Genomic DNA, 12,222 nt, shown 5'->3' with positions numbered 1-12,222 from the left:
GGAGATGCCGGAGTAACAGGAGCAACCGGACCAAACGTAACTGCTGACTTTGCATATGGGGCGAACACTTCAGGAACAGTTATTGCTGTTATTTTAGGTGGAGCCGACGTTCCATTCCCTAATGCTCAAGATATTGGTACTGGTATTACGGTTAATGGTGCAAACAACACGTTTACTTTTGCGATTACAGGAAATTACTATATTGCATATTCAGTTAACTTGACCGCATCGCTTTTAGTAAGTTCCAGACTTTTACTAAATGGGGCGACTACAGTACCGGGATCTACTGTTGCTCCTTTGGTAGGGGTCACTGCTTTCCAAGCAAGTGTCATTACTCCGATTACTGCGGGTTCAACATTAAATGTTCAATTATTTGGAGTACTTGCTACAGCGACACTTGCAACAACTGCTCCAACAAGTATAACGATTATTCAATTAAGCTAAGAAGAAATTCGCATGAAGAATAAGTTACCCCTCAACACAGGCGATATGTCTGGTTGAGGGTTTTTTTAATAGAAATCGTGAATGACTTTGAGTACTGATGTGGTGTTATATTATATGTGGATTCTGTATAGAAACGAATCTTGGATGATAGGTTTTAGTTTCATGGTTATTAACGGGTACTTTGAGAAAAGATTTAGTATTGTCGGAATTCTTTAATTCCTCTCTACTTGTGTCACCAATTTCACAAGAATAGGAATGATTTTAGCTGTTTAACAGTGTAATGAATTATGGTGATGAATATTGTGGGTGAAATGATTACTATGTTGTGAGACCTTTTCTTGTAAAGGAAGGGCACATAAATTGAAGAATAAAGAGGAACGGAAATATACGTGGTGAAAAAGCTTGAAAATGATAATAGGATGATGGACTTGCGTGATTGAATAATGATACTAGTGGAGCAATTGGGCTGTCGGTATAACGTTAATAAAATCTATGAGGGATTTAACGACCTTAGGATAAGTCCATTTATCACAGAAGGTTGCCAGCGCAGCTTTACCAGCTGCATCATCTTCAGATCGATAAACGGATTTGAAGTCTTCACAGATCTCTGCTCGGTTCACGCGAACTTTATGAGCGATATTACGTGCTAAATGAACACAGTAATAGATCTCCTGAATCGCATGGACAATGCCTGTGAGTCTATCGGAAATAAAGAGGAGGATTTGTTCCGTACCACGTTGTTTCACGTCCCGAGCAATTCCTTCATATGTACGCTGATTCGGTGGGTGCAATGGCGTATATGAGCACCATTCTCACAAAATCCCACGGCAAGATAGATAGCCTCTTTAGAAACGTCTCATGCTTAACCGCGATGTAGGTAGAATCGATATAGACACACACATAACGCTTCTTAAATGGTCGTTTCATAAAAGCGTCGACATGTTCGAACATTACTCTTGTCAGATTAAATACGGTTTGTGGCCTGTAATGGTGACCATACATTTTCTCGATGAGGTTGGCGATCTCTGGCATCGTGACTCCCTTTTGCAACATCTGAATGCTGAAGGATTCTAGTGTGTTATTCGAGCGTACGGTGTTACGGTCTGTTGCTTAAACTCTCCATTACAATCTTCTCAAATCATTCATTAAAAATCGAGTGCAATTGTAATACGTATAATTTAAACATTAATTATTAATTTAAGGGTTTAATTTTGTTACTTTGGCCACGGAATATGCTTGAGTCTAAATAGTTTGATTTTTATTCTAAGTCACCTAGAGCGTGGCTTTTTTTTTTCTCTGTGTGTGCATAGAATTAAAGATTTATTTTCTCTTTGTCATTCGAATAATATGGTGCCCTTATAACCTAGTGGTATGTAGTTATGTAGTTCTATGGTTCCTAGTAACGTTTACTTTTTTCGAGAGATTAATGAAGCGTACCCATCCAGAGAATTAGATTGTATCTAACAACATAATATAGTTCTTAGTTGCTAGAGTGAACGGGAAACTAGGTATAATTGCAAAACCGTGAGTCCTTTTGAAATCATAGATTTTTTCTGTTGATTTCCTTGTAACATAAGCCAATATTCAGAATACCTTGATAGCATCTATTGAAGCGATTATCTCAAGTTTTTATAAGAACAAGGAGGATGGAGGAGGAGATACAGTGATATGACGGAGCATAGACCGGGTAAGGGCTATGAGTTCCTTGGGAAAGATGGAAGGGTTCATGGGCTGGTTAGATCGAAGGATTGCAAAGCTTTGTTAAAAATAATAGTAGAGCTAACTAAAGTGGTTCCTCAAGCACTGACTTCTCCTACAAAAATTCATATTTCCAATTTAAAAAAAGTGTTAAGAGAACTTATAAAGTATTTGAAAAATTCAATATTATGTGGTTCGGATAGAGTTGAGCTTCAAGCTATATTGGAATTAACTATAGTATCAATTGAAACAGCTCCTTTTTCAGTTATAAGTGTTGGAACAAATCTGCAACAATTGTTGGCAGAATTATTGGCATTTATTCTTATTTTGGATATAGACCCTTGTTGTAAGGATAAATTTGTTATTCAAATTAGATGTATTCAGGTGTCTATTACAATTGCGATTGGAGTAATTAAGGGAGGTACGGGGCCTACAGGAGCAACTGGAATAACAGGAGCAACTGGGGTTACAGGAGTAACAGGAGCAACAGGAGCAACAGGTGCAACAGGTGCAACAGGTGCAACGGGTGCAACAGGAGTAATAGGAGCGACAGGGGCAACTGGATCAACAGGCGTAACTGGCGCAACAGGAGTAACAGGAGTAACAGGAGTAACAGGAGTAACAGGAGTAACAGGAGTAACAGGAGTAACAGGAGTAACAGGAGTAACGGGAACAACAGGATCAACCGGGGCAACCGGAGAAACTGGAGAAACAGGTGCAACGGGAGTTACAGGAGACACGGGCGCAATTGGAGTAACGGGATCAACTGGGGTAACTGGCGTAACAGGAGCAACAGGAGCAACAGGGGCAACAGGGGCAACTGGATTAACAGGACCAACCGGAGCAACCGGAGCAACAGGAGCAACAGGAGCAACGGGAGCAACAGGAGTAACAGGGGCAACGGGAGCAACAGGGGTTACAGGAGTAACAGGAGTAACGGGAGCAACTGGGGTGACAGGAGCAACTGGGGTGACAGGAGCAACTGGGGTGACAGGAGCAACCGGAGAAACTGGTGTAACAGGAGTAACAGGTGAAACCGGAGCAACTGGGGTTACAGGAGAAAGGGGAGAAATAGGAGCAACTGGTGTAACGGGAGCAACGGGAGCAACAGGAGTAACAGGGGAAACGGGAGCAACAGGAATAACTGGATCAACAGGTGCAACTGGCGTAACAGGAGAAACTGGAGCAACAGGAGCAACAGGAGCAACAGGAGCAACAGGAGCAACGGGTGCAACGGGAGCAACAGGAGTAACAGGTGAAACCGGAGCAACTGGGGTTACAGGAGAAAGGGGAGAAATAGGAGCAACTGGTGTAACGGGAGCAACGGGAGCAACAGGAGTAACAGGGGAAACGGGAGCAACAGGAATAACTGGATCAACAGGTGCAACTGGCGTAACAGGAGAAACTGGAGCAACAGGAGCAACAGGAGCAACAGGAGCAACAGGAGCAACGGGTGCAACCGGAGCAACGGGAGCAACTGGTGAAACAGGGGCAACTGGCGTAACAGGAGCAACTGGTGTAACAGGAGAAACGGGAATAACAGGAGAAACGGGAATAACAGGATCAACAGGATCCACAGGATCCACAGGACCAACCGGAGCAACGGGAGTAACAGGTGAAACAGGACCAACAGGACCAACAGGAGCAGCAGGAGTTACAGGAGCGACAGGACCAACGGGTGCAAGAGGATTAACGGGAGCAACTGGTGAAACAGGACCAACAGGAGTAACAGGAGTAACAGGAGCAACAGGACCAGCCGGAGTAACTGGAGTAACAGGAGCAACAGGAGCAACAGGAGTAACGGGAGTTACAGGAGTAACAGGGGCAACAGGAGTAACAGGTGAAACAGGATCAACAGGCGTAACAGGACCAACGGGAGTAACGGGAATTATAGGAGTAACAGGTGAAACAGGATCAACTGGCGTAACAGGACCAACAGGAGTAACAGGAGCAACAGGTGAAACGGGAGCAACAGGAGTAACAGGGGAAACGGGAGCAACAGGGGCAACTGGTGTAACAGGAGCAACTGGTGAAACGGGATCAACGGGAGCAACGGGAGTAACAGGTGAAACCGGAGCAACAGGAGCAACGGGAGTTACAGGGGCAACTGGAGTAACAGGACCAACCGGAGAAACGGGAGCAACAGGAGCAACTGGTGTAACGGGAGCAACAGGAGTAACAGGGGAAACGGGAGCAACAGGGGCAACAGGAGTAACAGGGGAAACGGGAGCAACAGGGGCAACTGGAGTGACAGGACCAACCGGAGAAACTGGAGCAACAGGAGCAACTGGTGTAACAGGAGAAATGGGAATAACTGGAGTAACGGGACCAATAGGAGTAACAGGATCAACAGGACCAACCGGACCAACGGGAGTAACAGGTGAAACCGGAGAAACAGGAGAAACAGGACCAACGGGAGCAACTGGTGAAACAGGACCAACAGGACCAACAGGACCAACAGGACCAACAGGACCAACAGGACCAACAGGACCAACAGGAGCAGCAGGAGCAGCAGGAGTAACAGGAGTAACGGGAGTTACAGGAGCGACAGGACCAACGGGTGCAACAGGATTAGCGGGAGCAGCTGGGGTTACAGGACCAACAGGACCAACAGGACCAACAGGAGCAGCAGGAGCAGCAGGAGTAACAGGAGTAACGGGAGTTACAGGAGCGACAGGACCAACGGGTGCAACAGGATTAGCGGGAGCAGCTGGGGTTACAGGACCAACAGGACCAACAGGACCAACAGGAGCAACAGGAGCAACAGGAGCAACAGGAGCAACAGGAGTAACAGGAGAAATGGGAATAACAGGACCAACAGGACCAACAGGATCAACAGGAGCAACGGGAGTAACAGGACCGACAGGAACAACGGGTGCAATAGGATTAACGGGAGCAACTGGGGTTACAGGAGTAACAGGACCAACAGGAGCAACAGGAGCAACAGGAGCAACAGGAGCAACAGGGGTTACAGGACCAACAGGTCCAACCGGACCCACGGGACCGAACTTGGCGATTAATGGATTTTCAGCTATGCAAGCAGCCTTTTCCACTAGTGCTGCCACACAGCTAGGAAATTGGACGACGACATCGCCTTATTACACTGGAACGGGTTTCGATCCCACGTCAGGTAATTATACTGTACCCAACACCGGAAGATATTCTTTAAAAGCAATTATTAGTTATTCAACAACAGCAGCGATTTCTATTACTCTTGGAGCAGGAGTGAACCCTTCATTTGCGATTCAGAGAACATCAGCACCTGCAACAGTTCTGGTATCCGGTCTATTTCCACTGTTAAATGTAAATATTGCATTACTATTGTCTTTAAGAACGATACTTGGGAATGGATCGGTCACATTGACAGCAGATGTATCATTAAATGCAGGAGATATTATCGGTCTGTTTTATGTGGCAAATGGGTTGACTATTGCTCTACAGATTGGTGGAACATCTACGGCGGGAACAGTGTGGTCAGTATATGAACTGACATAATAAGCCTAATTAACTTGATTTGATTGTAAATGATGACTTTGACCTATATGGCTAGTAGATGACTCCTGTATTGGTTTATGGGGGTCATCTTTTTTTTGATATCCTATCCATGGATATTGATGACAATGTTTGGGATATTCATCACGAAATGGGCCATCCAAACGTATATTGTATAAGTCTTTATATGGACAGTACAAATGGGCTCAAATTATTAATTCGATAATCATGCGTAAAATGCATGTTAGAAGAGAATACAGCATCATTGGATAGATCAGGAGGAATGCGAATATGTTTAGCAACAAAGAAACGTTTAAGCAACTCTTTCAGGAGAATCTAGTCAGTAAATTGGGAAAGCCAATGAAGGATGCTCAGAAAGCAGACATATATACAATTCTGAGTAATATGATTCGCGAATACGTTGGCAGGAATTGGGCAGATACGAATCAGAATTTCCAAGCTGATCAGGACAAACAAGTGTATTATTTCTCAATGGAGTTTCTCATAGGGCGTCTACTGGGTAACAATCTCCTCAATTTAGGTGTTCTCGAGCTTGTTCGAGAGGGTCTTAAGGAATTAGGTTGGGATCTAGAGGAGATTGAGGAAGAAGAGTCTGATGCGGGTCTTGGTAATGGTGGGTTAGGAAGACTTGCAGCTTGCTTCTTGGACTCATTAGCTTCCCAACAGTACGCAGGACACGGGTGTGGTATTCGGTATAGATATGGATTGTTTGAACAAAAGATTGTTGATGGTAACCAAGTGGAATTACCTGATTATTGGCTTCGGAATGGTCATGAATGGGAAGTGCGTAGGCCTGATAAAAAAGTAGAGGTACGCTTCTGGGGAAATGTTGAAATTCGTGAGGAAGATAGAGAGCTAGTATTTGAAACACATAACTATGAAGCAGTCACAGCCGTGCCATATGATGTGCCTGTTATTGGATATGGTGGGGAACATGTTAATACTTTGCGGATATGGAGTGCAGAGTCCACAATAGACCATACGCAACTATCTGGTACGAATAATTATTATAAATACCTCCATTATGATCGTTCCGTTGAATCTATATCTGAATTCCTTTATCCTGATGATTCCCAGTACGAAGGAAAGCTACTCCGACTCAAACAACAATATTTCTTGTGTTCAGCAGGACTGCAAAGTATCTTGCGTACATTTGAAAAGCTTGAACTTACCATGGATCATCTCCCAGAAAAGGTAGCCATCCATATTAATGATACACACCCTACGCTGGTCATCCCTGAATTGATGAGATTATTAATCGATGTGTTGGGATTTGGTTGGGCTGATGCATGGGATATAACTTCAAGAACGGTATCGTATACGAATCATACGACCTTAAGCGAAGCACTTGAGAAATGGCCTATTTCCATGGTGAAAGAGTTACTTCCACGCATATATATGATTATTGAGGAGATCAATAAGCAGTTTTGTGGCATGTTAATGAAGAAATACCCAGAACAGCCGGAAATCGTAGCACAGATGTCGATTATAGATGGTCAGCAATTGAAAATGGCGAATCTGGCTATTGTAGGTAGCTACAGCGTGAATGGTGTGGCTGCTCTTCATACTGATATTTTGAAGAAACGTGAAATGAAGCTATTCTACGATTTGTATCCAACTCGTTTTAATAATAAGACGAATGGTATAACTCATCGACGTTGGCTGATGCATGCTAACCCTGCGTTGGCAGATCTGATTAGTGAGACGATCAGTACTGGATGGATGAATGATCCACAAGAAATGGTCGGGATATTGAAATACAGTGAGGATTTCGGTTTTCAAGATCGAACTCATGCGATTAAACAAGACAACAAATTGAAACTTGCGTCATATATTTTTGAAAAACAAGGGATCGTCGTTGATCCACATTCCATATTTGATGTCCAAGTGAAGAGACTGCATGGTTACAAGCGGCAGTTAATGAATGTCCTGCACATCATGTACTTGTATAGCCAGTTGAAACAAAACCCTTCTATTGACATGATCCCACGCACGTTTATTTTCGGTGCCAAAGCGGCACCAAGCTACTCGTTAGCCAAAAGAATTATTAAACTTATTAATGTAGTAGCTGACCAAGTTAATCGAGATCGAGAAGTGAATCAGAAGGTGCAGGTCATATTCTTAGAGAACTACTCCGTATCCATAGCTGAGAAGGTCATTCCGGCTGCTGATGTTAGCGAACAGATCTCGACGGCTAGCAAAGAAGCCTCAGGTACTGGGAATATGAAGTTTATGATGAACGGTGCAATAACATTGGGAACGATGGATGGAGCAAATGTGGAAATGCATGAAATGATAGGCGACGACAATATGTTTCTTTTCGGATTACGATCCGAGCAAGTGCTTGATTATTATCAGCACGGCGGATATGCAGTGAAGGATGTGTACTATAGTGATGCACGTGTGCGTGAAGTCATGGATCAATTAGTGACACCAGGTTATTTTTGTAAAAATGAACATGAGTTTGAAGATATATTTAATTCTATTATGAGTACTAACGACGAGTATTTTGTACTGAAGGATTTTGCGAGTTATGTTGATGCACATCAGAAGATTGACATTTCTTATCGTAATTCAAAAGAATGGCAAAGGAAGTCGATAGTGAACATCGCTCATTCCGGTAAGTTCTCAAGTGATTATACGATTCGTAAATATGCTTCAGAAATTTGGGGATTAAGAAATTGAATTCATAAAAAAGTCTATTCTATAAGGATTTTAGTGAAAATATAAAGATTGAAATAATAACAGTTAGTATGATCATACTAACTGTTACTTTATGTCGTTTCGTTTCTCTAATATATTTCCACTCCATAATAGCTCTAATGCTTGTTGATTTGTAAATAGGGGAATCCTTTTCTTGACAATTAAGATTTCAAATCTTAAAATTGAAAAGCTTATTATTCGTATTTGAATATATACAAGGGAGAACTGAACTGATAGTGGAAGCATCCAAAAGTAACATAAAGTTAGTAGTAGCAGGTCTGCTACTCGCCATATTTATGTCTGCAATCGATAATACGATTGTTGCAACAGCGATGGGCACAATTGTATCTGATCTGGGTGGATTTGATAAATTCGTATGGGTAACATCTGCCTATATGATAACCACAATGGCTGGAATGCCGATTTTTGGTAAGTTATCAGATATGTATGGACGAAAGAGATTTTTTATATTCGGGATTGCAGTATTTCTCCTGGGTTCTATCTTATGTGGTTTTGCACAAAGTATTGAACAGTTAAGTATTTATCGTGCCATTCAAGGTATTGGTGGCGGGGCGTTAATGCCAATTGCATTTACTATTATTTTCGATATTTTCCCTCCAGAGAATCGTGGGAAGATGACAGGACTTCTTGGTGCAGTATTCGGTTCCGCAAGTGTAATTGGTCCATTGCTTGGGGCTTATATTACGGAATTTGTGGGCTGGGAATGGATCTTCTATATTAATGTTCCTATTGGTATCGTGTCATTCCTGTTGATTACTAGGTCGTATCATGAATCGAAGGGGAAAGTTAAGCAGAAAATTGACTGGTGGGGTGCATTGACGCTTGTCGTTGCTGTTATCAGCTTAATGTTCGCACTAGAAATGGGCGGTAAAGATTACGCTTGGAATTCGCTTCCAATTATTTCGTTGTTTACTGTATTTGCAGTATGTTTCATTGCGTTCTTCTTCATTGAACTCAAAGCGGAAGAGCCTATTTTGCCATTTTGGCTGTTTAAGCGAAGATTATTTGCAGCCTCACAAATATTAGCTTTTCTATATGGAGGAACATTTATCGTTCTTACCGTATACATTCCTATTTTTGTACAAGCTGTTTATGGAGGATCTGCAACCAATGCTGGATTAGTTCTTACTCCCATGATGTTGGGATCCGTAGCAGGTAGCTCGGTAGGTGGTATTTTCTCAACGAAAACCAGTTATCGGAATTTAATGGTGATATCGGTGATTTCGTATTTAGCAGGTATGTTTATGCTTAGTACACTTACGCCAGATACAGCCCGCGCATCTCTGACCATCTTTATGATCTTAGTAGGGTTTGGCATGGGGTTCTCATTCTCGTTATTACCTATTTCATCTATCCACAATCTCGAGCCTCGCTTCAGAGGAACTGCCAACTCAACGAATCAATTCTTGCGCTCACTTGGGATGACATTGGGAATTACGATATTCGGTACGATCCAAGGTAATCTCTTTACAAGTAAGCTTGCTGAGAATTTCAAGGGTATGGAAGGGGGTTCAGTGAATTTAGCGAACCTGCCAGATCCTCGGGAAATATTTAATGCGGAAGTGAGAACGACGATTCCTGCGCAAGTTCTTGATAAAATCATTGATGCTATGTCAACATCCATATCGCATATTTTCCTTTTTTCATTGATTCCGATTGGGATAGCTGTAGTTGTCGTATTGTTCATGGGTAAAGCACGAATTACATTGAATAAACCTTTAACTGAAAATGAATAAGGAATCTACTTAAGTAAGTCTTTTGCAAGTCTTTTGCCTCCATCAATCATGATGGGGGTTTTTATATTTCATCCATAATCTTGAAAAATAGTCATGTGAAATCTTCCTTCTTATGTGTAAAGTAAAGACTGAAAGTTTAATTTAGTTAGAGTATGGGGGATTATTAGTGTCTATACGTAGGGAGAATATTTCGACAATTTCATTAATCACTATGCTTGTGATTTTTGTTGGAACAGTAATAGCGGTTCAACTAACAACGGTATATATGAGTGTGGGATGGTTATTCATTCTGTATATGATTTATTTGTTAAGACCTGTATCTCGCGGTGTTCGTGATGTTTCCTTGTTAAGTATGCTATATCTATTGGGTTATTGGTTATGCGTGTATTTGAGTGTTTTCATAAAGGAATACCTTAACCTAGTAGATTTTCCGGGAGAATTTATCATTGCGTGCTCTCGATTGAGTCTGATCGGATTTATTATTCCATTCCTTGTGTTAAGGATAATTACCAAGTCAACAACGGATTATTTGAAGAAGGGGAGCTTCACAGAGACGATCTATTTTCCTTTGATTTGGAAGGGAGTGAAAGATCCAATATGGAGATTTCTACTAATTGCATCATGTGTAGTTATCTTTTCATTTAGTTTTGTCATTGATTATAGTCCAGAAAATTTATATTCACTATTGTGGTTTGGATTGCTGTTTGCCTTGATCAATTCCGTCTTAGAGGAAATATTATGGCGTGGGCTTATACTAAGTCGATTCGTCGATGTATTAGGTGAAAAGTTGGGGTTGGTTATAGTCAGTATCGGATTTGGAATGTACCATTATTCGATCGGTTTTCCTTGGAGCATATGTGCATTGTTCTCTATATTTGGCATGGTATTAGGCGGGATCACCATCCGATCAAAGGGATTGCTCCCTGTGATGATTCTTCATTTTATTATGAATATGCTATTTGTATTTAGTGGGCTAATCTTCAATATGTAACAGATTACATGAGTGTATTAGGGGGCTTAGCCACCTATTCTTTGGGTTCTATTTGTGTTAGATGGTTGATATCTATTATTGAGGAAGGTGCGTAAGGAGTGTGATACGGTGGGAATTACTAACGGGTCTACTCCGTTTGAGCGATATGAGTTGTCTGATCAATTTCACTTACAAAAGGCAGATATGAAGAAGTGGAGTGTATTTTACTCCGTTTACTACAATGCAGAATACATCCGTTTTTTCAGTGGAATAGATTTACCCGTAATGATTAATATTGATCCATTCTGGATTTATAAAGGAACGACGAAGGTCGGAGGCGTTGTGATTTCTCCGAACATGATGAGGCTTTTATTCTTCATACCACCATTTCAAGAACAAAGTACGATTGTCTATTTATTGAAGGGTATTCTGCTGAAATGGTCTGATATAACTTTACCTATTCATGTATATGAAGTACTGCAAGATCAAGTTGATTTATTTGCAAGATTAGGATTCTCGCCAGATGAGCACCGATACCGTTGGATGCAGCGACCTACAGAACCTTTAGAGCATGAGTGGAACGGGGTGTCGACCGTTGTTCAGTCTATAGTTCAATCTACTCCTATTACACGTACCTTGACGAGCGACAAGGAAATTGGTCACCTTCTCTATAGATGCTATTCAGATGGTATACAGGGGGGGATTAGTAAATCTAAGTCTATTAGTCACTATATAACGGAAACACAGATAATAATGAAGGAAGCAAGTGAATATCTACTGAGCGCTTCTAGCTTAGTTTATGATAAAAGGAACAATGCACTGATTGGCACTTGTTTGCTGACCATGCATCATGATGTTCCGAGGATTCAGCATCTTGGTATTCTCCCGACTTATAGGAGACGTGGAATTGGGACGATTATGATTAAGAGATCGTTAAGCATGTTGACAGATCTGTACCCAAGTGTACGAGTCTATGTTATGCAAGGGAACGCAGTGGAGTCGCTATATTATAACTTAGGCTTTATGCCAGGTCCAATTGAAATTAGCAAGATGCTTGTTCCGAATACGTAAACGAACATCCATTTGCGCCCCTCAAAGGGAGTGGGCTTTTTTTTGTAACGCCCTTTGCTATATCAA

General features: G+C 41.8%; 7 protein-coding genes and 1 pseudogene. 6 read left to right on the top strand and 2 right to left on the bottom strand.

Going from position 1 to position 12,222, the window contains the following annotated elements; translation table 11 throughout:
- Nucleotides 1-444, top strand: a 444-nt coding sequence (locus tag BW961_RS30540) for a BclA C-terminal domain-containing protein (protein WP_425298680.1), incomplete at its 5' end; no start/stop codon positions are given.
- A 488-nt stretch (nt 445-932) separates the two neighbouring features.
- On the opposite strand, the pseudogene BW961_RS31215 reads toward BW961_RS30540, so the two are convergent.
- A pseudogene (locus BW961_RS31215) lies at nt 933-1,574 on the bottom strand (IS256 family transposase); the annotation flags it as partial.
- A 538-nt stretch (nt 1,575-2,112) separates the two neighbouring features.
- On the opposite strand from BW961_RS31215, the gene BW961_RS13920 reads away from it, so the two are divergent.
- Entirely contained in the window at nt 2,113-5,637 is a 3,525-nt protein-coding gene (locus BW961_RS13920; protein ID WP_083714057.1) for a collagen-like repeat preface domain-containing protein, read from the top strand.
- A 288-nt stretch (nt 5,638-5,925) separates the two neighbouring features.
- Entirely contained in the window at nt 5,926-8,340 is a 2,415-nt protein-coding gene (locus tag BW961_RS13915) for a glycogen/starch/alpha-glucan phosphorylase (RefSeq protein WP_068580542.1), read from the top strand.
- A 19-nt stretch (nt 8,341-8,359) separates the two neighbouring features.
- Here BW961_RS13915 and BW961_RS31925 read toward each other — a convergent pair whose 3' ends face one another.
- A complete protein-coding gene (locus BW961_RS31925) occupies nt 8,360-8,479 on the bottom strand; it encodes a DUF4181 domain-containing protein (protein WP_394327585.1) in 120 nt (39 codons plus the stop codon).
- A gap of 175 nt (nt 8,480-8,654) precedes the next feature.
- Between BW961_RS31925 and BW961_RS13905 the strand changes: the two genes are divergently transcribed.
- The 3 genes from BW961_RS13905 (at nt 8,655) to BW961_RS13895 (ending at nt 12,156) form a co-directional block, all read left to right on the top strand.
- Nucleotides 8,655-10,115 (top strand): MDR family MFS transporter, encoded by a 1,461-nt coding sequence (locus BW961_RS13905; RefSeq protein ID WP_244555957.1) that lies wholly within the window; start codon nt 8,655-8,657, stop codon nt 10,113-10,115.
- 166 nt (nt 10,116-10,281) lie between these two features.
- Nucleotides 10,282-11,106, top strand: a complete 825-nt coding sequence (locus tag BW961_RS13900) for a CPBP family intramembrane glutamic endopeptidase (RefSeq protein WP_082867329.1) — start codon at nt 10,282-10,284, stop codon at nt 11,104-11,106.
- Nucleotides 11,107-11,214: 108 nt separating this feature from the next.
- Complete coding sequence (locus BW961_RS13895; RefSeq protein ID WP_068580538.1) at nt 11,215-12,156, top strand: GNAT family N-acetyltransferase; 942 nt, start codon at nt 11,215-11,217, stop codon at nt 12,154-12,156.
- The last annotated feature ends 66 nt before the right edge of the window (nt 12,157-12,222 follow it).

Origin of the sequence: Paenibacillus macquariensis, from assembly GCF_900156375.1 — a bacterium.
Taxonomy (GTDB): Bacteria; Bacillota; Bacilli; order Paenibacillales; family Paenibacillaceae; genus Paenibacillus_AQ; species Paenibacillus_AQ macquariensis.
Note: the sequence above shows the minus strand (reverse complement) of the source record. Positions and strands in the feature narration are given on the sequence as shown.

Coding starts and splice junctions, on each gene's coding strand:
- BW961_RS13920 (WP_083714057.1), top strand. CDS start 2,113: ATGACGGAGCATAGACCGGGTAAGGGCTATGAGTTCCTTGGGAAAGAT.
- BW961_RS13915 (WP_068580542.1), top strand. CDS start 5,926: ATGTTTAGCAACAAAGAAACGTTTAAGCAACTCTTTCAGGAGAATCTA.
- BW961_RS13905 (WP_244555957.1), top strand. CDS start 8,655: ATGTCTGCAATCGATAATACGATTGTTGCAACAGCGATGGGCACAATT.